General features: G+C 32.9%; 22 protein-coding genes and 1 tRNA gene. 14 read left to right on the top strand and 9 right to left on the bottom strand.

The window, feature by feature from the left end; genetic code table 11:
* The first annotated feature begins 575 nt into the window (after nt 1–575).
* From V5N68_RS02190 to V5N68_RS02225, 8 genes are all read left to right on the top strand, one after another.
* Nucleotides 576–651, top strand: a tRNA-Lys gene (locus V5N68_RS02190).
* A 379-nt stretch (nt 652–1,030) separates the two neighbouring features.
* Nucleotides 1,031–1,840: a septal ring lytic transglycosylase RlpA family protein gene (locus V5N68_RS02195; RefSeq protein WP_332065558.1), complete on the top strand. Its 810-nt coding sequence runs from the start codon at nt 1,031–1,033 to the stop codon at nt 1,838–1,840.
* A gap of 301 nt (nt 1,841–2,141) precedes the next feature.
* Nucleotides 2,142–3,320, top strand: coding sequence for a D-alanyl-D-alanine carboxypeptidase family protein (locus tag V5N68_RS02200; protein WP_332065559.1), 1,179 nt, complete (start codon nt 2,142–2,144; stop codon nt 3,318–3,320).
* 17 nt (nt 3,321–3,337) lie between these two features.
* Nucleotides 3,338–3,982, top strand: a complete 645-nt coding sequence (tmk, locus tag V5N68_RS02205) for a dTMP kinase (RefSeq protein WP_332065560.1) — start codon at nt 3,338–3,340, stop codon at nt 3,980–3,982.
* Nucleotides 3,979–5,034, top strand: a complete 1,056-nt coding sequence (locus tag V5N68_RS02210) for a DNA polymerase III subunit delta' (RefSeq protein WP_332065561.1) — start codon at nt 3,979–3,981, stop codon at nt 5,032–5,034. The genes tmk and V5N68_RS02210 overlap by 4 nt, the downstream gene beginning before the upstream one ends.
* A 62-nt stretch (nt 5,035–5,096) precedes the next feature.
* Complete coding sequence (gene metG / locus V5N68_RS02215; protein WP_332065562.1) at nt 5,097–6,656, top strand: methionine--tRNA ligase; 1,560 nt, start codon at nt 5,097–5,099, stop codon at nt 6,654–6,656.
* Nucleotides 6,646–7,419 (top strand): TatD family hydrolase, encoded by a 774-nt coding sequence (locus tag V5N68_RS02220; protein ID WP_332065563.1) that lies wholly within the window; start codon nt 6,646–6,648, stop codon nt 7,417–7,419. Before metG ends, V5N68_RS02220 begins: the two co-directional genes overlap by 11 nt.
* A gap of 11 nt (nt 7,420–7,430) precedes the next feature.
* The gene (locus tag V5N68_RS02225; RefSeq protein ID WP_332065564.1) at nt 7,431–8,234 is read left to right on the top strand and encodes an MBL fold metallo-hydrolase; all 804 of its coding nucleotides are present in this window, start codon (nt 7,431–7,433) and stop codon (nt 8,232–8,234) included.
* A gap of 677 nt (nt 8,235–8,911) precedes the next feature.
* Here V5N68_RS02225 and V5N68_RS02230 read toward each other — a convergent pair.
* The 3 genes from V5N68_RS02230 to pcsA are packed head-to-tail and all read right to left on the bottom strand — an operon-like array spanning nt 8,912 to nt 11,199.
* Nucleotides 8,912–9,361, bottom strand: a complete 450-nt coding sequence (locus tag V5N68_RS02230; RefSeq protein ID WP_332065565.1) for a DUF6163 family protein — start codon at nt 9,359–9,361, stop codon at nt 8,912–8,914.
* 11 nt (nt 9,362–9,372) lie between these two features.
* Entirely contained in the window at nt 9,373–10,404 is a 1,032-nt protein-coding gene (locus V5N68_RS02235; RefSeq protein WP_332065566.1) for an enoyl-CoA hydratase/isomerase family protein, read from the bottom strand.
* Nucleotides 10,405–10,425: 21 nt separating this feature from the next.
* Nucleotides 10,426–11,199: a phosphatidylcholine synthase gene (pcsA, locus tag V5N68_RS02240; protein WP_332065567.1), complete on the bottom strand. Its 774-nt coding sequence runs from the start codon at nt 11,197–11,199 to the stop codon at nt 10,426–10,428.
* Nucleotides 11,200–11,423: 224 nt separating this feature from the next.
* On the opposite strand from pcsA, the gene V5N68_RS02245 reads away from it, so the two are divergent.
* The 5 genes from V5N68_RS02245 (at nt 11,424) to sodC (ending at nt 14,904) form a co-directional block, all read left to right on the top strand.
* Entirely contained in the window at nt 11,424–12,641 is a 1,218-nt protein-coding gene (locus tag V5N68_RS02245) for a UbiH/UbiF family hydroxylase (RefSeq protein ID WP_332065568.1), read from the top strand.
* Between the two features lie 10 nt (nt 12,642–12,651).
* A complete protein-coding gene (locus V5N68_RS02250) occupies nt 12,652–13,119 on the top strand; it encodes an NUDIX hydrolase (RefSeq protein WP_442879685.1) in 468 nt (155 codons plus the stop codon).
* 302 nt (nt 13,120–13,421) lie between these two features.
* Nucleotides 13,422–13,772: a hypothetical protein gene (locus tag V5N68_RS02255; RefSeq protein WP_332065570.1), complete on the top strand. Its 351-nt coding sequence runs from the start codon at nt 13,422–13,424 to the stop codon at nt 13,770–13,772.
* Entirely contained in the window at nt 13,759–14,103 is a 345-nt protein-coding gene (locus V5N68_RS02260; RefSeq protein ID WP_332065571.1) for a hypothetical protein, read from the top strand. Before V5N68_RS02255 ends, V5N68_RS02260 begins: the two co-directional genes overlap by 14 nt.
* A gap of 276 nt (nt 14,104–14,379) precedes the next feature.
* Entirely contained in the window at nt 14,380–14,904 is a 525-nt protein-coding gene (gene sodC / locus V5N68_RS02265) for a superoxide dismutase [Cu-Zn] SodC (protein ID WP_332065572.1), read from the top strand.
* A 289-nt stretch (nt 14,905–15,193) separates the two neighbouring features.
* Here sodC and V5N68_RS02270 read toward each other — a convergent pair whose 3' ends face one another.
* From V5N68_RS02270 to V5N68_RS02295, 6 genes are all read right to left on the bottom strand, one after another.
* The gene (locus tag V5N68_RS02270) at nt 15,194–15,595 is read right to left on the bottom strand and encodes an SUF system Fe-S cluster assembly protein (protein WP_332065573.1); all 402 of its coding nucleotides are present in this window, start codon (nt 15,593–15,595) and stop codon (nt 15,194–15,196) included.
* On the bottom strand, nt 15,588–16,832 hold the full coding sequence (locus V5N68_RS02275; protein ID WP_332065574.1) for an aminotransferase class V-fold PLP-dependent enzyme: 1,245 nt from the start codon (nt 16,830–16,832) through the stop codon (nt 15,588–15,590). The genes V5N68_RS02270 and V5N68_RS02275 overlap by 8 nt, the downstream gene beginning before the upstream one ends.
* 11 nt (nt 16,833–16,843) lie before the next feature.
* On the bottom strand, nt 16,844–18,109 hold the full coding sequence (sufD, locus tag V5N68_RS02280) for a Fe-S cluster assembly protein SufD (RefSeq protein WP_332065575.1): 1,266 nt from the start codon (nt 18,107–18,109) through the stop codon (nt 16,844–16,846).
* Nucleotides 18,110–18,120: 11 nt separating this feature from the next.
* On the bottom strand, nt 18,121–18,876 hold the full coding sequence (gene sufC / locus V5N68_RS02285; protein WP_332065576.1) for a Fe-S cluster assembly ATPase SufC: 756 nt from the start codon (nt 18,874–18,876) through the stop codon (nt 18,121–18,123).
* Between the two features lie 53 nt (nt 18,877–18,929).
* The gene (gene sufB / locus V5N68_RS02290) at nt 18,930–20,441 is read right to left on the bottom strand and encodes a Fe-S cluster assembly protein SufB (RefSeq protein WP_332065577.1); all 1,512 of its coding nucleotides are present in this window, start codon (nt 20,439–20,441) and stop codon (nt 18,930–18,932) included.
* Nucleotides 20,442–20,611: 170 nt separating this feature from the next.
* The gene (locus V5N68_RS02295; protein WP_332065578.1) at nt 20,612–21,757 is read right to left on the bottom strand and encodes a cysteine desulfurase family protein; all 1,146 of its coding nucleotides are present in this window, start codon (nt 21,755–21,757) and stop codon (nt 20,612–20,614) included.
* Nucleotides 21,758–21,939: 182 nt separating this feature from the next.
* On the opposite strand from V5N68_RS02295, the gene V5N68_RS02300 reads away from it, so the two are divergent.
* A complete protein-coding gene (locus tag V5N68_RS02300) occupies nt 21,940–22,620 on the top strand; it encodes an alpha/beta hydrolase (RefSeq protein WP_332065579.1) in 681 nt (226 codons plus the stop codon).
* The last annotated feature ends 151 nt before the right edge of the window (nt 22,621–22,771 follow it).

Below are 22,771 nucleotides of genomic sequence, written 5' to 3' on the forward strand. Positions count from 1 at the left end.
ATTCCAATAGAAATTGAAAAATAAATAAAATATATATGTTATGTATTATAGATATAATGTACTTATAAAGTAATATTATTTATAATAAATTTTAATATATATTTGTTTATATTATAAAATTTTATAAAATAAAAACTTTATAATTAATATATTATAAGGGCGTATTTAAAATAATTTACGTGTTACTTTTTGAATAACTTTTTTATAATTTAAAATATTTTAATCGTGTTTTTTATCTTTGTTGTTTTAACTATGTTGAGTTTAAACTTTAAAAACATAACTGTATGGTTATTGCCATTGCTCAAACTTTAAGAATCAGGAAACAAATTTTCGAGAGTACGGAATGAACAATAATAAGGATTGTATTTCTCGATAGATATATTTTCATTGGTAAGTCTTTAATTTTATTTAAATCAGACAGAAAAAAACTGTATATAGCAATAAAAAGGTAAGATTAGTGGGAAAATATATTGATAACTTCAATAAATGATAATATTTTTTTTAAAAAGTGTTGACCAAATGAAAAGTCGACCGTATGTTTCATTCACTTTCTACAAGCATATAAGTTTGTCGGAGAGCGCGTAGCTCAGCTGGTAGAGCAACTGACTTTTAATCAGTAGGTCCAGGGTTCGAATCCCTGCGCGCTCACCAATTGTTAGTGTTTTGAGATTCTTCAAAAGCAAACAATCATTTTAGGAATTTGTAGCTTTTTTTCGTTAATTGAAGTTGTTTATTGTTACTTCAAAAATGTATTTTATTTATTCACAATTTATATATTCATGTTGTACTTTTAGTAACATATTGATTTTTTTTAAATTTTATTGCATTTAGATATCTTACTAAATAATATTCACCTTTTTTCTGCAGGTAATGAAAAATTAATATGTGTTAATCTCTTGATAAAAAGTGAATTTTAAGGATACCCATTAATGATTAAGAAAAGTAACTTATTGAGTCAACTTTCTTATCACGTATAGAGATATATCCATGTTTTTATGATAAATAATTAGTAAAATAAGCGGGATAACAAATGCTTAACAGCTCAAAAAAAATTATTTCTATTATTAAATTAACATTTCGGTTTTCTTTTATAATAGCTATTTCTCAGTTATTAATATCTTGCAGTATAATTAAAACAGCACAATTTGCAGCAAAAGATACTGATCATAATAAGAAGATAGATGCAAAATCTGTTTCTTTACCTAAAAAGACGATGAATGAACAAGATCAATCTAGAAAAAAGGCAATAAACTTAAAGCCTTATAAAATAAAAGGAAAATGGTACTACCCTCAAAATGATCCAACTTATAAACGTGTTGGAGAAGCGTCGTGGTATGGTCCATATTTTCATGGACGTTTAACTGCAAATGGTGAAGTTTATGACATGAATCTCTTAACTGCAGCTCATCCTACGATGCCTTTACCTAGTTATGCTCGTGTTACTAATCTAAAAAATGGATCTTCCATCATTGTTAGAGTAAATGATCGAGGACCTTTTATGAAGGATAGAATCATTGATTTATCAAAACAAGCAGCAACAATGCTTGGTTATGTTAATGCAGGTGTAACGGATGTTAAAGTCGAATATGTTTCTGAGGCGCCTGCTAATTATTATGATGATTCTTATTTAATGGCCTCTTATACGCTTGGGGATGATGTGCCATCTTTATTAGCTTTAAAAGATAATAAGAGCCAATCAAATCATGTTACATTAAAGAAAAAGCAGTTGAATAAGCTTGCTTCAATAAAATTACCGGAAATTGGTCCTGTTTTGCTTGATAAGCCAACATCGTTCAATCAGATAGCTTTTATGAATGCATTGAGCAAGAAGATAAAATAGTATTATTTTTCAATTATACATAATATTGTAGCCAAGAATATTTTAAATGATTAACTGTAATAAGATGATATAAATTTGAATGTTTTTAATAAAAATTATTTATGTAAGAACTAGATTATGTTCTGTGTCATAAAAATATGGAGAATTTTTAAGAATAGTGTGTTACGCTGTCCCGCTTTGTGAATAGATAGAAGTAAAAGTCTGTTTTCACTTTATAGAAATAATTTAGGGCTTGTTAAAAATAAACAAGCCTTTTCTTATATCAAAAGATTTTTTATGCTGGTTGTGGAGAGGGACAGCTATGCATACAGTGATAAGAGTTTTATTAACTTTACTTTTGGCATTAATGGTGAGTGAAAGAGGAGAGACAAAAAGTTTTAAAACTTCTGCATCACAACTGTTATTGATAGATGATAAGACAGATACGATACTTTTTGAAAAACAGAGTGACGTTACTTTTTTTCCGGCTTCATTAACAAAATTGATGACTGCAGAAGTGGTATTTCATCAATTAAAGGAAGGCATATTAAGCAGTACAAAAATATTCAAGGTAAGTGAAAATGCTTGGCGCAAAGGTGGAGCTCCCTCTGGGACGACAACTATGTTTGCAAAAGTGAAAACAGAGATTAGTGTTTCTGATCTTTTACACGGCTTAATTGTTGTGAATGGCAATGATGCAGCCATTGCTCTTGCTGAAGGTATCGCAGGAAGTGAAGATGAATTTGCAAAATTGATGAATCAGCGAGCCCAAAAAATCGGATTGTTACACAGCCATTTTGTTAATGCAACAGGACTTCCAGAAAAAGGGCAGTTTGTGACATTACGTGATATGATTACTTTAGCCCGTCATATTGTTAATGAATATCCTGATTATTACGCACTTTATCGTGAGCCTCATTTTACTTGGAATAAAATTTTTCAACGTAATAAGAATCCTCTTATTTTAAAAAGAGTTGGTGTAGAAGGATTCGGTTTTGGCTATAGTGAAGAGGAGGGGTTTTCAATGATTGTTACTGTTTATGAAAACCATCGGCGTCTTTTTTTAGCAATAAATGGTTTACATGATGGCAAAGGGCATACAAAAGAAATAGAACGCATTCTTCAATGGGGGATGACATCTTTTGATGTTAAAACAGTTTTTTCGAAAGGAGAAATGGTTGGCCAAGCTTCTGTTTATGGTGGAACACAAAGCTCTATCCCACTCATTGTTGAAGGACCTATAAATTTTATGCTTTCAAATGAAGAGGGAAATGATATTAAAGCAAAAATTAAATATCAAGGTCCATTGAAAGCTCCTATTTCTTTTTTGGAAAAAGTTGGTGTTATCCAAATTATAAAGGATAATAAAGTTCTTATTGAAAAACCAGTTTTTTCTGGGGTTACTGTTCACGAAGGAAGGTTTTTAAAAAAAGTAAAGGATGCACTTTATGAGATAACCATTGGCTGGTTACGTAAATATTTGAAAAGCATCATTAATTAAAGATTTAGGCTTTATACATGTCAGGTTATTTTATTACATTTGAAGGAGGGGAAGGAGTAGGAAAGACGACCCAAATATCTTTGCTTGCTCAATACCTTTATAGCCAAGGCTATGATGTTATTACAACACGAGAACCAGGGGGAACAATAGGTGCAGAAGCAATGCGTCATATTTTATTGTCAGGTCAAGCTCAATCCTATGGATCTTTTATTGAAGCGGTTTTATTTACAGCAGCACGCATTGATCATGTCACTGAAGTCATTGCTCCTTCTTTAAAAAAAGGAAAAGTTGTTTTATGTGATCGCTTCATCGATTCTACACGTGTTTATCAAGGGCTCAATGATGCGATAAATCCTTCGACTCTTTCAGTTCTAGAATGTGTTGCTGTAAATGGGGTAATGCCTGATTTAACATTTTTGTTAGATATGTCAGCAAAATCTGGTATGAAACGTGCAAATTTGCGAAGAAAAAAAAGGGACATAATTGACTATTTTGAAAAAAGTGAATTAGAGATTCAGGAACAAAGACGTCAAGCTTTCCTTCAGCTAGCAAAACAGGAACCTCATAGATTTCATGTAATTGACGCTACAAAAACAGTAGAAGCTGTTGCTCATAAAATACAATGCATTTCTCATCAGATAATGGTAAATCATGTGTTATGAATAATATAAATTTTTTGCGTCAATATGATGAGATAGATTCAGTTTTATTACCTTCAGAAAATGATACTATTTTTGGACATGAAGCTATTCGTCATTTTTTAGTAGAAATGCAAAAAGAAGAGCGTTTGCATCATGCATTGTTATTTGAGGGGGAGTACGGGATTGGAAAGGCAACGTTGGCTTTTCACCTTGCTTGGAATATTTTAAGCGCTCAAAGAGATAATTTCTTAAAACCAGAGCATAATTCAGTTATATGGCGCCAAATTGCGCAAGGAAGTCATCCTAATCTTTTATACATTTCACGTCGTTTTGATTTAAAAACGCAAAAGTTTAAAACAGTAATATCTGTTGATGATGTTCGCGATATTATTCAATTTTTAAACCAAACATCGCAGGATAATGGATGGCGTATTGTTATTATTGATCCCGCAGATGATATGAATATAAATGCAGCTAATGCAATTCTTAAAACGCTTGAGGAACCTCCTAAAAAAGCTTTATTTATTATTATCACTCATTCTTCGGGAAGGCTGCTTTCGACAATTCGCTCACGGTGCCAACGAATCTTTTTTCGTCCATTATGTAATTACGAGATGAAGCAAGTTATTGAGCATGTTTTTTTCAATAAAGCAGTTACTGATGAAAAAAATATTGAGATGATTATTGAAACCTCTGAAGGAGTCCCTCGAAAAGCAGCTTTATTTCTTAGCCCTAGTGGATTTGAAGTTAAAAAAACTGTTGATGCTCTCTTAGAAAATCCTGTTTATAATCCAATTATCGTGCATAATCTTGCTCAAACATACTTATCTTCTTCTAGAAGTATTCAATTTCAACAGCTTTGTGATGAAATTCTTGATAAAATTTATAAAAAAGCTATCATATTAGCTGAAAAAGGGAATATTGCTCTTTCAAAAAAGTGCGCACAAATGTGGCAGGAAATTCATCAAGAAATAAGGGAAATACAATTATTTAATATTGATAAAAAACAGTTTATTATTAATTTGCTTTTTAGAGTTCATAAGATCATTCGTGAAAGTGAGCTTTTTCCGTGACAATGTGATTAACAAACGTTATGTCAGTGTTATTCTTTATTGCGTTTTGAAACGAGTATGACATGCGTGACACATATTATATAACAACTCCTATTTTTTATCCCAATGGTACTCCGCATATTGGGCATGCTTATAGTGCAATTGCTAGCGATTCTTTGGCTCGTTTTCAACGACTAGATGGTAAAAATGTGTTTTTTCTATCTGGTACGGATGAGCATGGTTTAAAGATGCAACAGACAGCAGAGGTATTGGGTATAACACCTAAAGAACTTGCAGATAATAACAGTGCTGTATTTAAAAAAATGCTTGCAGCATTGAATTGCTCTAATGATGATTTCATTCGTACAACAGAAGAACGGCATTTTCAGGCGTGTCAGGAAATTTGGAAAAAAATGGAAGCCAATGGTGATATTTATCTTGATCGTTATAGTGGTTGGTATTCAGTTCGCCAAGAATCTTATTATGAAGAAAAAGATACTGAAATTGGAGAAGATAAAATTCGCCGTGAAAAAGAATTGGGCTCTCCAGTTGAATGGAATGAAGAAGAGAGTTATTTTTTTAGACTTTCCCGTTATGAAAAGGCTCTTCTTGAATATTATGAAAAACATCCTGATTTTATTGCTCCTACAGAACGGCGCAATGAAGTTATTAGTTTTATCAAATCTGGCCTAAAGGATATTTCTATTTCACGAGCAAGTTTTAATTGGGGGGTTTGTGTTCCGGGAAATCCAAAACATGTTATGTACGTTTGGGTCGATGCTCTTACAAATTATCTGTCGGCGATTGGTTTTTTTGATAAAAAGTCAGAAAAACATCATTTTTGGCCTGCAAATATTCATATCATTGGGAAAGATATCATTCGTTTCCATGCAGTTTATTGGCCTGCATTTCTAATGTCTGCTGGAATTGAATTGCCTAGACGTATTTTTGCTCATGGCTTTTTACTTAACCGTGGTACAAAAATGTCCAAGTCCATTGGAAATGTGGTTGATCCTTTCGAAATGGTTGATAATTATGGTCTTGATCAAGTTCGTTACTTTCTTCTTCGTGAAGTGCCTTTTGGACAAGATGGAAGTTATAGCCATGATAGTATTGTAAATCGCATTAATGCAGATCTTGCAAATGATCTTGGGAATTTAGCTCAGCGCTCTTTATCTATGATTGCTAAAAATTGCGATGCAAAAGTTCCTATACCAGCTATACTATCAGATCAAGATGAACAGCTTTTGAAACAATCTCTTCAAACACTTCAAATTATGCGCGAAGCTATGTTATCCCAAAAAATTCATGTAGCGCTTTCAGCTATTTTTTCTGTTGTAGCAAATGCTAATCGTTATTTTGCCAATGAAGAACCTTGGAGTTTACGAAAAAATAATCAAAAAAGATTTTGTACAGTTCTTTACGTAACTGCAGAAGTTTTACGACAAATTGGAATTATGTTATTGCCTTTCATGCCTCAGTCTGCTTCTAAAATCCTTGATAGTCTTGCAATTCCTGAGGAAGATAGGCTATTGTATCACGTAAATAATTCAAAAATTAAAGAAGGTTTTGATCTGCCGCCACCACAGCCTATTTTCCCTCGTTTTATGCTTAAGAAAGATAACCTCCATCATGCTGATTGATACACATTGCCATCTTGATTTTGAAGATTTTTCACAAGATTTTGATAATGTAATACAACGAGCTTTAGATGCTGACGTAAAGCGTATGATAACAATTTCAACATATGTTCATAAATTAGATAAACTATTGGAAATTACACAGGCATATGATCAAGTTTTTTGTTCTGTTGGCACTCACCCTAATCATGCTCATGAAGAACAAAATATTACAGCTGAAAAGCTTATTCATTTCTCCAAACACCCCAAAGTTGTCGCATTTGGAGAAACGGGGCTTGATTATTATTATGATTATTCTTCACCAAAAGAGCAAAAAAAGATTTTTCTGGAACATATTATTGCTGCTCGAGAAACGCAGTTACCTGTTATCATCCATACTCGCAATGCTGATGAAGATATGGCAAAAATATTATATGAACAGACAAAAGAGGGAGCTTTCCCGTTTGTGTTTCATTGTTATTCATCAGGAATGCAATTAGCTCATGTTGGTATAGAGCTTGGTGGTTATATATCTTTCTCAGGGATTCTTACATTCAAAAATGCATTGGAAATCCGTGAAGTAGCTAAAATTGTACCTCATAAGAGTTTATTAATTGAAACAGACTCTCCTTTTTTAGCGCCTATTCCTCATAGAGGGAAAACAAATGAACCATCTTTTGTGCGTTATACAGCAGCTGTTTTAGCTGAAACTATTGATTTAAATATTGAAGAAATAGCTCAAATAACAACGCAGAATGCTTTTCGTTTATTTAATAAAATGAAGTAATGTGACAAGGTATGTTTGATCGATATCGATTTACAATATTAGGCTGTGGCTCTTCTCCTGGAGTACCGCGTCCCAATGGAGACTGGGGAGCATGTAATCCTAATAATTTTAAAAATAAACGCTATAGAAGCTCTCTATTAATCGAACGTATCAATAAATCAGGAAAAAAAACAACAGTGGTTATTGATACTGGTCCAGATTTTCGGTCACAAATGCTCGATGCGCATGTTAATCATATTGATGCCGCTGTTTATACGCATTCTCATGCAGATCACATTCATGGTATTGATGATTTGCGTAGCTATGCACTCGCTCAAAAGTGCTTAATAAATATTTATGCAGATGCATTTACGTTAAAACATCTCAAACATTCTTTTAAATACTGTTTTCAAGAACCTACAGGTTCACTTTATCCTCCTATTTTGAAAGAAAACCTTATAAATGAAGATAGTCAATTTATAATTCAGGGGCAGGGTGGTACAATTACTATTAATTCGCATTTACAATTTCATGGTAGTATCCATTCCTTAGGTTTTCGTATTGGAAATGTAGCTTATTGTACCGATGTTAATAAATTTCCTGAGAAGACATTACCCAAATTAATGAATTTGGATGTTTTAATTCTTGAAGCTCTTCAGTTTGAGCCTCATACAAGTCATTTTTCAGTTGATCAAGCATTGCAATGGATAGAATATTTCAAGCCAAAGAAAGCCATATTAACACATATGGATAAATCACTCGATTACGATGAGCTTGTAAAGTATATTCCCCCATATGTAAAACCTGCATACCAAGGTCTCGTGTTTGAAATATAATAAGAAATATTTCGAATATTATTTCATATTTAAGGAAAATAGCATGTGATGTATATGCAGAGAAAAATATCTTAATACAATAACACCACAAAGTGATAAGTTATGCGGATATTTATTACTGCCATAATGAGCTTTTAATAAAAAATAAAATTGGGAGTAGTTCTGTATAAAGCAAATATAGATTTCCAATTTTGTTATCTTTGTCTTGCTGTAATTAGACATTGTTCTCTAGTCAAAATTTAATGAAATTATAACTTTGAATAAGTGTAATACTTTTCAAATTATTTTTTTATTGATCAACTATTCCATAACGAACAAAATATTTAAAACCAAATCGACTTCTATAGCAATATGTATAAAATATGTCATGCTGCTTTATATACTCATAAAAGACTTATTTTGAACATAATTGTGTTTTAAAAGTGAAATGCGTGACGATAATATGATTATTGCTAACGAAGTTATAAGTTCTTTATTCGTTTTGCACCTATTATCGCATAATATATATTATGGAACTTTTTTGAATAGAAAGGACAAATATATGGTAGCAGCATCACTTTGGGGAGCAATAGCAACAATATTATGGATATTTTCAACAAAAATAACCAGCGTATGGGATCTATGGTGGGTTCCATTTACTTAAGATAAACGAGAACGCTCGGATAGAATTAATATCACTAGTTTGAGTCTATCCGAGTAATATCATTTTTGTAGATTTTTTTTAAGAAAACTATCATAATTTGTAATATCATAAACATTAAGAATAATATCCCATGAAATAATGGCATGAGTGATTGATAAGACGACACTATATCAAAAAAGAAGTTTTTTATCATAAATATTTCAGTAAATGCTGCTATGCACCATAAAACAATTCCCCAAGGTGAATACATCCAAAGTCCAATTAATGCGATAGGATAAATAACAGCTAACGTTCCTGATAAAAATTGCCATTGCCATGGCATAAGGTCAAACCGCCACAGAGAACCGGGAAATACTCCAACAAGGCGTAACCAGTAAAGAGCACCTAAACTAAAGCAAACTAACGCTAAAAATCTTAGATAAAAGCTGTAAATTAATAGCAAAATATCGATTTTTGAAACCTGCTTTTGGGTACTATTTATCAAAACTATAATTCTCATTCAATGGATTGAAAATAAAGATTAACCATTTCATCAGTTATATCTGAAAGCTTATCTGGATGCCATTTAGGTGCATGATCCTTATCAATTAAGGCTGCACGTATACCTTCACGAAAATTATACGAATTAATCATACGATAAGCAATACGATTTTCAACTTTCATACAATCTTCTAAAGTTTGAAATATGTTTTGCTTCATTTGTCTCCAAATAATTTTTAAACTTGTTGGAGCACGTAGTTGCAAAATATCATAACACTTTTTAGCAAATAAAATTCCTTCATTACTTTTTTTATAAAGCAATTCCATACATTCTTCCAATGTATGTACACCAAAGCAAGAGCGAATAATACAACGTATTTCATGATTTGTTTCATAATCTTTTGTGATTGCTCGTTCTCTCAAGGCTAAAATAGGACTTCCCTGCTCAATGATTGCTTTTCTAACCGTATCTAGTTCAATTTCCGGAACCGCGTGAGTGGCTAACCTTAAATTTAAACAATCTCCCCATTTTATATGCATACCTGTTAAGGCAAGGTAAACGCCAAAATAATCAGGAAGTGGCGGCAAAAAAAAGCTTGCACCCACATCTGGAAAAAAGCCAATAGCCGATTCAGGCATAGCAAAAAGCGTATTTTCTGTAACTATTCGATATGAACCGTGGATAGAAATACCAACTCCGCCTCCCATCCAAATACCATCTAAGAAAGAAACATAAGGCTTTGAAAAATTTTTAATATAGACATTTAAGCGATAAGTATCACTAAAATATTGATAAGAAGAAGCAGCTTCCTTCATATGATAAATTTCTACAATATCGCCACCAGCACAAAAAGCGCGCCCCTCCCCTTCAATTAAAACACATAAAATATTATCATCTTTTTCCCATGTACTAAGAGCTTCTTGAAAAGCAGAAATCATCCTGTGATTAAGGGCGTTTAGTGCAAAAGGACGTGTAAGTTTTATAATTCCAGCATACCCCTCTTTCGTAAAAGAAATATCATCGCCTCCCCCAAAATCAATTCGCATTTTATTTCTTTCTTAAAGCAGTTACTTTGTTTCTTTTTGAGCACCTAATTGAGGAAATAATTGCATGATAGCACCAATACAATACATATAGATACCTGTTATTGAGATACCTGTTTTTACCCAATACGGAGCATTAAGTTGATAAAAAAATGCGATAACACCAAAAGTACACCATAAAAGAAAAATCGGAAAATTAAGCTTACGTAAACGGATAACTCTTACTGGATGTATAAAGTAAATTGGTAAAAAAGATATAACTGCTGATAAGGAAATGATGACAAAAGCAATCCATTCCTCTGGCCTTACCACAAAAAGCATAAAGACCATCATATTCCAAACTACAGGAAATCCTTTAAAAAAATTCTCTTTTGTTTTCATTCCAGTGTCTGCGTAATAAATAGCTGATGAAATAACTATGATAGCACTTAATAAAAACGATACTCCTGACCCCATAAAGCCACTTTGATAAAGTGCAAAAGCTGGAATTAAAACATATGTTACGTAATCAATAATATTATCCAGTAATTCTCCAGACCATGTTGGAAGTACGTATTTAACATCAAGTTTGCGCGCAATTGGCCCATCGATACCATCAACTAAAAGTGCAAGACCAAGCCAGCAAAACATAGAAGTCCATTCTTTTTCAGATGCGGATATAAGAGATAGAAATGCCAAGAATGAACCGGAAGCTGTTAATAAATGGACAGAAAAAGCTTTCGCTTGCGGCATTGTTACTTTTTTATGGCGCAACAAATCAGCTTTAGTCTTTATTTTTTTGGTCAATTTACGTTTCAAAGTTTTCTTATCCTTACTTTTTCAAAAGCCTTTATCCCCCCTTTATCAATACGTCATTTTTTTATGATATGATTCATTGATAAAAAAGCACAAAAAAGTTACTTTTTTATATCGCATAATTAATTACATAATATAATAATAGAAGATATTTATGCAATAAAAAGGAATTTTTTATTAGAAAGCAATATTAAAATAGTTGGAAGATGAGAAAGGCTTTAAAAGTTGTGACATCTAACAAGAAAAAACATAACGATATTACTGTTGTTGGTGCAGGTCCAGTTGGTATGGTGACAGCACTCAATCTTGCATACAAAGGATACTCCGTCTTCCTTGTTGGTCCTCCTGCTCATACTAATGAATTACGTACAACTGCCCTTATGATGCCAGCAATTCATATGTTGCAAAAACTAAATATTTGGAATTGTCTTAAGAATCATGCTGCAGCTTTATCTTTTATAAAAATTATTGATATAACATCTAGAATTGTACGCGCTCCTCCTGTAACTTTCTGTGCAGCCGAGATTGGTGAAGAAAGCTTTGGGTATAATATTCCTAATGTTGAATTAAATAATGCGTTAGAAAATCTTATTACGCAAACGCCCAATATCATAAGGTATTATTCTTCAGCAAAGCTTTTTGATCATCAAAAAGATCATGTGTACATTACTCTTGCAGATGATAAAGTTATTCAAACGCCTCTTGTTATTGCTGCTGACGGGCGAAATTCCCCAACGCGTGCCGCTGCTGGTATAGATATTAAACGATGGAACTATTCACAAACAGCATTGGTTATGAATTTCTTACACGATGTTCCTCATCAAAACACATCGATTGAGTTCCATACAGAATATGGTCCCTTTACACAAGTTCCATTACCAGGGAATAAGTCTAGTCTTGTATGGGTTGTTCATCCTTCGCGTGCTAAAGAACTATTAAGTTTAGACTTGAAAGTGATTGCAAAAATAATTGAAGATCAAATGCAATCAATACTTGGAAAGTTAACATTAACAACATCAGTACAAGCATGGCCCCTTTTCGGACAGATATCTCGTTGTTTTGCTGTTAATCGAACAATTTTAGTGGGAGAAACAGCGCATGTCTTTCCTCCAATTGGAGCACAAGGCTTAAATTTAGGATTTCGTGATGTTCAAACTTTGATCGATATTTTGCCTAACAAGATATCAAATTTTAGCTTTAAAACGCTTATTGCGCATTATAACAAACTTCGAAAATCTGATATACTTATTAGGAGCGGATCTATTCATATGCTTAATAATACTTTACTTTCTAATATGTTACCTATTCATATCATACGAAGCCTTGGATTTGAAGTGCTGCGCCGCTGTTCACCGTTACGTCACTTCTTGATGCGAGAAGGTATGTATCCTGGTTATGGTTTTAAAGAAATTATGCAAATACTCTCAATTAAATCAAATCAATAATTTAGCCTACATGATAAAAATTAATAACTATGATATAGCTGATAATAAATATATTTTGCTAGATAATGGATATTTCTTGCAAGTTGGTGCATTAATTTATCGTATAAGAAATGATAACCTTGAGTTTCTTCTCATTACTAGCAGAGGTTCCGGCCGATGGATCATACCGAAAGGATGGCCTATTCCCAAAAAGTCTTTTTCTCAAGCTGCATTACAAGAAGCGTTTGAAGAAGCTGGGGTGCGAGGGACTAGTGATACAAATCCTATAGGTACATATGAATATAAGAAATCAGATTTGTTAATTAAAAAAAATGGCAAACTTTGTGTTTACGTTTTTGCTGTACTCTATTCGCATCAAGAAGAAAAATGGCCAGAAAAAAACCAACGATTATATGAATGGGTTACAGTCTCAGAAGCGATAAGGCGTGTTAATGAACCACAACTTAAAAACATTTTTCTAAATTATAAACCGCATTAAAATCAATATACGTAGAATTTATTGTATAAATATCCTTTTTCGTATCATTTTTCCTTAAATGATATGAATATTATTAAAATGAATTCAAAAATATCCGACTTTATGAAAAAATGGTTTTTACAATGCAAAAACTACGCTTAGAAAACGATTTTAATTAATTGGTTAAATTTCTTAATAATCTTACTGTTAAGTATAATATCAAAAATAAAATAGGCCTGGGAACTTGAAAGCAATAAAAAGGTTAATTGATCGTATGAGGTGAATACTTAAAAGCATCGTTTAATTAAATAGATGGTGAGAAAATGAAATTAAATAAAAACTTTAATTTAACTGTCTTTTTGATAGCGATCATATGTATTTCATTTACAATTACAGACTCCACGAGTATGGAAGTCAGCGACCTCTGTTACAAAATCTCTAGTTCAAACTTCAATAAAAACATAGCTAAACCAGGACAAAACTCATTCACCGCTTTGCAAATTAAGAAATATCTTATGCGAAAAGGTTTCAAAGATATTAAACGATTGCGTCTAGATGATCAAGGAATTTGGCGTGCTTTAGTAAAATTTAAAAAATGCCATTTCCTTGTATCTGTTGATTATTCAGGAACAATTATTATCAAAAATGAAAGAAAAAAACATGGTGGACTTTAAACCATACAGCAACGTTAACTCAAATAATTGGAAAAGAATTTTATTACAAAAAGTTTTCTATCCTATCAAAGAGCTTGCACTCATTGGAAGCTTAAACGGTAGTGTATCAGGAGCAATTGCGGCAATTCTTGCAGCTCATGGTTACATTGCACTTCCTGGATTTGGACCAATTATTGCAATGGGCGTTAGCGTAGCATTTTTAATTAGCGCGACAATTGGTGCAATAATAGGATCAATAATAGGTATTATTGCTGGAGCATTTTGCGCTTTTATAGGAAATTTGTTTTTTATTCAAAACATTTTGAAAATACGTATAGCCGATAAATTATAGATTATAATCTGAAAAGTTATACTGTAATTAATAAAAATACTATTTGAATTATTAATATTTTTTATGCTTTAAAAGCCCTTTATTTGATAGCTCTTTTAAATTTGTAAAATTTATAAGCGTTTTTATCAATTACATTTGCTGAAAAAAAATCATGTCCTATTTATAAAAAAAATATTTTTACTAAAGTAATAAAATATAAAGTTCAACACTTTATCATAAAAGTAATTATATTTTTATTAAGTATTTATTTTATTCAAAAATAAAAAGAGGTGTTCTATGAATAGAATCTTTCTTCCTTTATTGGGTTTATTTGCATTTTTAAATTGTATCACTTTAGCATTGTCTGCACCAACACAAGTAAAAATTTATGAATTAGAAAAAGACAATGTTAAAAAAAGCATAGGTGTAATAGAAATTGAGGAAAATGCGCACGGATTGATTTTTACACCAAATTTATCTAACCTTCCAGAGGGTTTACATGGCTTTCATGTTCACATGAATCCTTCGTGTGATACAAAAGATGGTGTAGTTGGTGGGGCTGCAGGAGGACATTATGATCCCAAAAATACTGAAAAACACCTTGGTCCTTATAACCTTAATGGTCATCTCGGTGATTTACCAGCACTTTATGTTAATGAACATGGACAAGCGACAATGAGTGTTCTCGCACCACGAATTAAAAAGATTTCTGAAATTAGTAATCACTCATTAATTATTCATTTAGGGGGAGATAACCATTCAGATGAACCACAGCCATTGGGTGGAGGCGGTGCACGTCTTGCATGTGGTATTATAGAGTAAAAAATATGAAATGTGTAATAAACTACAGAAGAATATAATTTTTCTGTAGTTTATTAATACTATAATTTGATGTTTACAGTATTTTCTTTTTAAAACTCGTATAAAAAACCATTTAGAAATTATACTAATATATTAAAAAACTATCAAAAATAGAGAAAATTATTATTTCATGAAAATAAAATAAATTTATAAATAATATAGAAACCCTCTATTCTCTTGATATAGCAACATCTCATTTTTGATAATAATCTGAATTATATATCTGGATAAATATAAGTGAAATAAGCCTTTAATACCACCCTATAGCAACTTGAGCTTCTTCTGACATACAGTCTGGTGTCCACGGTGGATCAAATGTCATTATAACTTCAACATGTGAGACACCTTCAACCGCACTTACGGCATCTTCTACCCAACCAGGCATTTGACCTGCAACAGGACATCCCGGCGCTGTAAGAGTCATTTCAATTTTTACTGAACGATCATCTTCAATATCAATACGATAAATGAGTCCTAGTTCATAAATATCAGCAGGAATTTCTGGATCATAAACTGTTTTAAGAGCAGAAATAATATCATTTGTCATACGCTCAATTTCAATTTCTGAAATTGCTGACATACAAGATTTGTCTTTTTCATTGTTTTTACTGCTAGATTCAACAGAACCATATAGATCAGTTAACTTAGCCATTAAAAAATGTCCTTGTTTTTTCTAATGCTTCCACTAATTGGTCAATGTCTTCATGATTATTGTACATTGCTAACGATATGCGACAAGCAGATGTTAAACCAAAATGCCGTAACAAAGGCTGCGCACAATGTGTTCCTGCGCGTATAGCTACACCTTGCCGATCAATAAACATAGCAATATCATGTGCATGAATACCTTCCATTTCAAATGATATAATAGCCCCTTTATGGGGAGAACGACCATAAATCTTTAATGATTGAATCGCTTCAAGCTGTTCATGTGCGTAAGTTAAAAGAGCTGTTTCATGTGCATGAATAGCATTTTTATCTTTTTTTTGTATATAATCAATGGCTGCAGCCAACCCAATAGCTTCGACTATAGGAGGAGTTCCTGCTTCAAAACGAGATGGTGGAGCATTGTAAAAAACTTTTTCAGTCGTTACATCCTCGATCATTTCGCCTCCCCCTTGGAAAGGACGCATTTCCTCTAAACGATATTCTTTTCCATAAAGAACACCAATACCTGTAGGGCCATAAAGCTTATGACCTGTAAAAACATACCAGTCACAATCTAAATCTTGCACATCAACTGTTAAATGTACAACTGCTTGAGAACCGTCTACTAGAACAGGAATAGCATTTTGATGGGCTATTTTAATAATTTCTTTAACAGAAGGAATAGTTCCCAAAACATTAGACATATGGGTAATGGCAACAAGTTTTGTTTTATCACTTAAAGCTTTTTGAAAATCTTCAATATGTAAAACGCCATTCTCATCAACTGGAACAAAAGTGAGCTTAACCCCTTTTTGTTCACGGATAAAATGCCAAGGAATAATATTTGAATGATGTTCCATAATGGTAAGAACAATTTCATCACCTTCATTCAATTTAAACATACCCCAGCCATAAGCGACGGTATTAATAGCTTCCGTTGCACTTTTGGTAAAAACAATTTCCTTGGTTGTTTGAGCATTTAAAAAAGTACAAACTGTTTTTCGAGCATCTTCATAAGATTGTGTAACTGTATTCGATAAAAAATGCATTCCTCGGTGCACATTTGCGTAACGATATCGATAAAAGTAATCTATTACATCGAGTACTGATTGCGGCTTTTGTGCAGATGCACCATTATCAAGATAAGCCAGCCGCTTGCCGTAAATATCACATTGTAAAATAGGAAAATCACGACGAATTTTTTCTACATCATAATCTAACGCTGGTACGTTATTTTCCATTTTATTTTGCCTTAAATATTTTGTTTTAACCATTGAACAATAACATCATTGAGAGCAGCTTTAATTTTATCATGAGTAATCTCATCAATTAACTCTAAAACAAAACCTTTAATCAAAATTTCTTTAGCAGTTTTAAAAGGAATACCACGCGTCATTAAATAAAAAAGCTGATCACGGTTAATCCTAGCAACAGTTGCTCCATGACCACATGCAACGTCATCAGCAAAAATTTCTAATTCAGGCTTTGCATCAAATTCTGCATCATCTGAAAGAATCAGGCTATTACACGCCATACGAGCATCTGTTTTCTGAGCTTCCTGCGCTACTCGTATCATTCCTTGAAATACGCCACGCGCTTTATCAGTAGCAACGTTGCGAACAATTTCTGTTGAAGTCGATTTTTCTGCAACGTGACGAACTGTCATTGTAAGATCATTATGCGTTTTGCCAGACAACAAATTTATTGCTCGTAATTGAAAATTAGATTCTTCCTGTAATTTAACATCAACCTCTTGACGATTAAGTTGACTGCCTACATTAATGATATAAAGCGCTAAATTAGCATTTTTTCCAAGCGCAGCCCGTAATCGACTAAATTGAGTAGAATTCATTCCTCTATTTCGGATAAGAATCCATGTTACATCACTGTTATCTGCGACATGTAACGAAAATACTGAACTGACAAAAGTATCTTCATCATTACCGATCTGACGTTCAATAATAGTAGCTTGGCTATTTTTATCAATTTTTATTTCTGAAAAAGTATGCGATTGTCCTCCTTTTTGAATATTTTGTATCTCTATAGGAGTATTTAATTTTGTATTCTCAGGAATATGAAAAACCCAACCATCTGAAAAAAAAGCTGTATTTAATTGTCCAATAAAGTCTTCATTAACAGTAACTGGAGCTATTTTAATGCAATTTTTTTTCAAAGAATCTGCGAGACTCTTTACCGAAACATTTAATATTTTTGACTGTATAAATGTTTTTCCATTTTCAATAGAAAATACTCTATTTTCTGGAAATAATGCATCAACAAATTGGTTATTATTTGTTTCTACAAAATCACTGACAAATTTCAATAAAGCGCGCAAATTGGTATAATGCCAATTTTCAATTTTACGCGAAGGTAATTGTGCTTTTTGAAATAATTCAATAGCTCCTTTTCGTATTGTGCGTACCGTTTCATCTCCAGGTAAAATATCAATACATTGATTAAAATTATCTATAATATCTGTTTCAACTTGTATCAGTTTTCGTTGTAAATTCATGGACATACCCAATGACCTTAAGCTGCTGCATTAATGATATTAGCATATCCATTTTTTTCTAAATAAAGCGCCAATGATTTATCTCCACTTTTTATAATACGACCTTTATGAAGAACATGCACCGTATCAGGAATAATATAATCAAGAAGACGCTGATAATGCGTAATAAGTAAAAATGAACGCTCTAAATCACGAAATGTATTAACACCATTTGCAACAATTTTTAGTGCATCAATATCTAAACCAGAATCTGTTTCATCTAAAACACAAAGTTTTGGTTCTAATAACGCCATTTGCAGAATTTCAATTCTTTTCTTTTCACCACCTGAAAAGCCAACATTTAAAGGGCGTTTTAGCATAGACATATCTATATCGAGCTTAGAAGAAATTTCTTTAACACGTTTTATAAAATCAGGTGTTTTAAGTTCTTCATCGCCGCGCGCTTTACGTTGAGAATTTATTGCAACTTTTAAAAACTCCATTGTTGCAACACCAGGTATTTCCATTGGGTATTGAAATGCAAGAAAAACACCAAATGCAGAACGCTCTGCAGGATCCATTTCTAAAAGCGATTGTTTATTATAAAGAATATCACCTTCTGTGACTTCATAGTCATCACGACCAGCTAGAAGATAAGACAACGTAGATTTTCCGGCTCCATTTTGTCCCATGATAGCAGCAACTTCACCACTTTTAACAGTTAAATTTAAACCATTGATGATCTCTGTATCAGTTCCAGAAATACGAGCGTGCAAATTTTTTATCTCTAACATATTTAATCCTGTTCTTGCCGCTTATACTCAGCATATTATTCTTTATAGAAAAATTAACCTACACTACCTTCAAGACTAATACCAATGAGCTTTTGTGCTTCAACAGCAAATTCCATTGGAAGTTTTTGAATAACTTCTTTTACAAAACCATTAACTATTAACGCAATAGCTTCCTCTTCAGGAATTCCTCGTTGCATAACATAAAAAAGCTGATCATCTGAGATTTTAGATGTTGTCGCTTCATGTTCAAATTGAGCTGTCGCATTTTTGGCCTCAATATACGGTACCGTGTGAGCACCACAGTCGTTACCAATCAGCAAACTATCACATTGAGTGAAATTTCGTGCATTATGTGCTTTTCGATGTGCAGACACTTGTCCTCGATAGGTATTATTTGAAAAACCCGCAGAAATGCCTTTAGAGATAATACGACTTGATGTATTTTTTCCTAAATGCACCATTTTAGTTCCAGAATCAATTTGTTGATAGCCATTTGCAATAGCAATAGAATAAAACTCTCCACGTGAATTATCGCCACGTAACAAGCAAGATGGATACTTCCATGTGATTGCAGAACCAGTTTCAATTTGTGTCCATGATATCTTGGAATTATCGCCTCGACAATCTCCTCGCTTAGTCACAAAATTATAAATACCGCCCTTGCCCTCTTTATCACCAGGATACCAATTTTGCACTGTAGAGTACTTAATTTCTGCATTTTTTAATGCAATAAGCTCAACAACAGCAGCATGAAGTTGATTTTCATCACGTTGAGGAGCAGTACAACCCTCAAGATAAGAGACATATGAATCTTCATCTGCGATAATTAGTGTCCGCTCAAATTGCCCCGTATTACGTTCATTAATCCTAAAGTAGGTTGAAAGCTCCATAGGACAACGAACTCCTTTAGGAACATACACAAAAGAACCATCTGTAAAAACAGCTGCATTTAAAGCAGCATAATAATTATCACCAGTTGGTACAACCGCCCCTAAATACTCTTTTACAAGAGTTGGATGTTGAATAATTGCTTCTGAAATGGAACAAAAAATGACGCCAGCACGCGCTAACTCTTCTTTGAATGTTGTGACAACAGAAACGGAATCAAAAACCGCATCAACAGCTACTCTCCCCGAAGCATAAACATTATCATCGAGTTTAGAAGGATCTCCTTGCTTTCTTACACCTGCTAAAATTTCTTGTTCCTTAAGGGGAATACCAAGTTTTTCGTAAGTTAACAGCAATTCAGGATCAACTTCATCTAAAGACTTTGGTCCAGTATGATTTTTAGGAGCGGCATAGTAATAAAGTTCTTGAAAATTAATTTTCGGATATTGAAGACGCGCCCAATGTGGCTCTTCCATTGCCAGCCAACGTTGGAAAGCCTGCAAACGCCACGTTAACATCCACTCAGGCTCACGTTTTTTAATCGAAATAAACCGAATAATATCTTCAGTTAACCCTTTAGGAGCTTTATCTGTTTCAATATTAGTTTCAAAACCATATTTATATTGATCGACATCTATCTCACGTACCTGGCGTATTGTTTCCTGTACTGCAGGCATCAGCTTTCTCCATTCTTTCTTGTATTAAGAGTAGGTAATAAAAATCTTGTTCTACTTGTCTTACAAGAATTATAGTAAGCAATTTATTCCCTTAAACTACATGCAAAATGAAAAAGTTTCAATCAAGCTATTTTATTTTTTTAATAATTCTAAATTTCAAATGATAAACTTCACTTTTTATGATTATTTATGATTTGAGAAAAAGCGAATAAAAAATCGTCAATATCCTTAGCAGTTGTATCACGTCCTGTTGAAACACGTATTGCACCGTTCAAAATGTTATATCCCATTGCTTGCAAAACTTTACTTTGTTTTACTTTCCCTGAAGAACAAGCTGAACCCGATGATACAGAAAACCCTGCTAAATCAAAACCAATTTGCATAGTTTCAGCTTTTATATTTTGTACAGAAAAATAAGTTGTATTTGGCAAACGTTGCACTTCTTTTCCAAAAATTTCAACATCATCACTAATTTTTAGTAAGCCATCTTCTAATTTATTACGTAAATAAATTAATTGCTTTACTTCTTCTTGAGTAAAACAATCAGTGATTGCTGCTCCAAATGCTGCAATAAGTGGTAATGCTTCTGTTCCTCCCCGCAATCCTCTTTCTTGTCCCCCTCCAACAATAAGTGGACAAGGCATTAAAAGATTACCGCATGAAACAAAAGCACCAACTCCTTTAGGACCACCAATTTTATGAGCAGATAGTATAAAAAAATCTCCTCCTATTTCATTAACATTAATAAAATTTTTATCTACATACTGTGTTAGATCAACAATCAGAATGCCTCCGGCATTTCGAACAATAGCAGCTATTTCCTTTATTTCTTGAATGACTCCAGTCTCACCATTTGCGGCTTGAATAGCAACAAGAGGAAGACCTTTTGTGCTATCGTGAATAGCTAAAAGGGAATTTAATTTATCTTGTTGAATTAAACCGTTCCGATCAACAGAAACTACGCTAATCAATTTTTTAGAAAAACGCCCCCCTTCTGCAACAGAAGGGTGTTCAGTAGCTCCAATATATAAATGGGAAAACTGAATCTTAGATTTCCCCATATTATAAAATGGTGTTAGCACAGTCATTGCTGCTTCACTAGCGCCAGATGTAAATACAATATGATTTGGATCTGCATTAAGTCTACTAGCAATTTGCCGTCGCGTTTTTTGTAGTAAAGCTTTAGCAGCTCGCCCTTCCGCATGTACAGATGATGGATTACCAAATACTTCTAGAGATTCTAATAATGCTGTTCGTGCTGCTTTTGAAAGAGGTGTTGTTGCGTTATGATCAAAGTATCGGCGTTTTATAACCATTTTGCATCTCAATCATTAATCTTATAAATTGATTTTTTAAAATGATGCAATTTTCTTGAAAAATGCATCAAAAACAGAATATCTAACGGTTCATTAAAATGAAATGATCATGTAAAAAGTTACTATAACAGAAATAAACTAAGGTCAATGAGAGAGCTTTAATAGCATTTAAGGAATATTTAATGCCAGAAATTATTTTTAATGGTCCCGCAGGCCGTCTTGAAGGACGTTATCAGCCTTCACAACAAAAAAATGCACCAATTGCAATTATTTTGCATCCTCATCCCCGATTTGGTGGAACGATGAATAATAAAATTGTCTATGATTTATTTTACATGTTTCAACAACGTGGTTTTACTACATTGCGCTTTAATTTTCGTGGTATTGGACGTAGCCAAGGAGAGTTTGATTATGGAATAGGAGAACTTTCAGATGCTGCTTCTGCACTCGATTGGATACAAGCCCAACATCCTGATTCTAAAAAATGTTGGGTAGCTGGATATTCATTTGGCGCTTGGATCGGTATGCAACTTTTAATGCGCAGACCAGAGATTGAAGGCTTTATATCTGTTGCCCCTCAACCTAATATTTATGATTTTTCATTTCTTGCTCCTTGCCCTTCTTCTGGCCTTATTATCCATGGTGATATAGATAAGGTTGCTCCTCCTAAAGATATTCAGGGTCTTGTTGATAAATTAAAAACACAAAAAGGTATCGTCATTACACAAGAAATATTAAGAGGTGCTAATCACTTTTTTAGTGGCCATAATGAAGAACTTATTGAACGATGCGCGCACTATTTAGATAGTCATCTTACAAATGAATTGGCGCTTCCACTACACGAAATATCTTTACTTACTTAAAAACATTAAAGGTTGATGAAAATTAATTGTTCCGTATCTTTGTTAACTCCTCTTATAATAAAAGGAAAATAAACGTGCTTTTATTGATATAAAATTTACTTTCAAATATACAAGTAAAGCCATTATTAGGTATCATCTTTATTTTTCGTTG

This window comes from Bartonella eidoli, from assembly GCF_036576145.1.
Taxonomy (GTDB): domain Bacteria; phylum Pseudomonadota; class Alphaproteobacteria; order Rhizobiales; family Rhizobiaceae; genus Bartonella.

Coding starts and splice junctions, on each gene's coding strand:
- V5N68_RS02195 (WP_332065558.1), top strand. CDS start 1,031: ATGCTTAACAGCTCAAAAAAAATTATTTCTATTATTAAATTAACATTT.
- V5N68_RS02200 (WP_332065559.1), top strand. CDS start 2,142: ATGCATACAGTGATAAGAGTTTTATTAACTTTACTTTTGGCATTAATG.
- tmk (WP_332065560.1), top strand. CDS start 3,338: ATGTCAGGTTATTTTATTACATTTGAAGGAGGGGAAGGAGTAGGAAAG.
- V5N68_RS02210 (WP_332065561.1), top strand. CDS start 3,979: ATGAATAATATAAATTTTTTGCGTCAATATGATGAGATAGATTCAGTT.
- metG (WP_332065562.1), top strand. CDS start 5,097: ATGCGTGACACATATTATATAACAACTCCTATTTTTTATCCCAATGGT.
- V5N68_RS02220 (WP_332065563.1), top strand. CDS start 6,646: ATGCTGATTGATACACATTGCCATCTTGATTTTGAAGATTTTTCACAA.
- V5N68_RS02225 (WP_332065564.1), top strand. CDS start 7,431: ATGTTTGATCGATATCGATTTACAATATTAGGCTGTGGCTCTTCTCCT.
- V5N68_RS02235 (WP_332065566.1), bottom strand. CDS start 10,404: ATGCGAATTGATTTTGGGGGAGGCGATGATATTTCTTTTACGAAAGAG.
- V5N68_RS02250 (WP_442879685.1), top strand. CDS start 12,652: ATGATAAAAATTAATAACTATGATATAGCTGATAATAAATATATTTTG.
- V5N68_RS02255 (WP_332065570.1), top strand. CDS start 13,422: ATGAAATTAAATAAAAACTTTAATTTAACTGTCTTTTTGATAGCGATC.
- V5N68_RS02260 (WP_332065571.1), top strand. CDS start 13,759: ATGGTGGACTTTAAACCATACAGCAACGTTAACTCAAATAATTGGAAA.
- sodC (WP_332065572.1), top strand. CDS start 14,380: ATGAATAGAATCTTTCTTCCTTTATTGGGTTTATTTGCATTTTTAAAT.
- V5N68_RS02270 (WP_332065573.1), bottom strand. CDS start 15,595: ATGGCTAAGTTAACTGATCTATATGGTTCTGTTGAATCTAGCAGTAAA.
- V5N68_RS02275 (WP_332065574.1), bottom strand. CDS start 16,832: ATGGAAAATAACGTACCAGCGTTAGATTATGATGTAGAAAAAATTCGT.
- sufD (WP_332065575.1), bottom strand. CDS start 18,109: ATGTCCATGAATTTACAACGAAAACTGATACAAGTTGAAACAGATATT.
- sufC (WP_332065576.1), bottom strand. CDS start 18,876: ATGTTAGAGATAAAAAATTTGCACGCTCGTATTTCTGGAACTGATACA.
- sufB (WP_332065577.1), bottom strand. CDS start 20,441: ATGCCTGCAGTACAGGAAACAATACGCCAGGTACGTGAGATAGATGTC.
- V5N68_RS02295 (WP_332065578.1), bottom strand. CDS start 21,757: ATGGTTATAAAACGCCGATACTTTGATCATAACGCAACAACACCTCTT.
- V5N68_RS02300 (WP_332065579.1), top strand. CDS start 21,940: ATGCCAGAAATTATTTTTAATGGTCCCGCAGGCCGTCTTGAAGGACGT.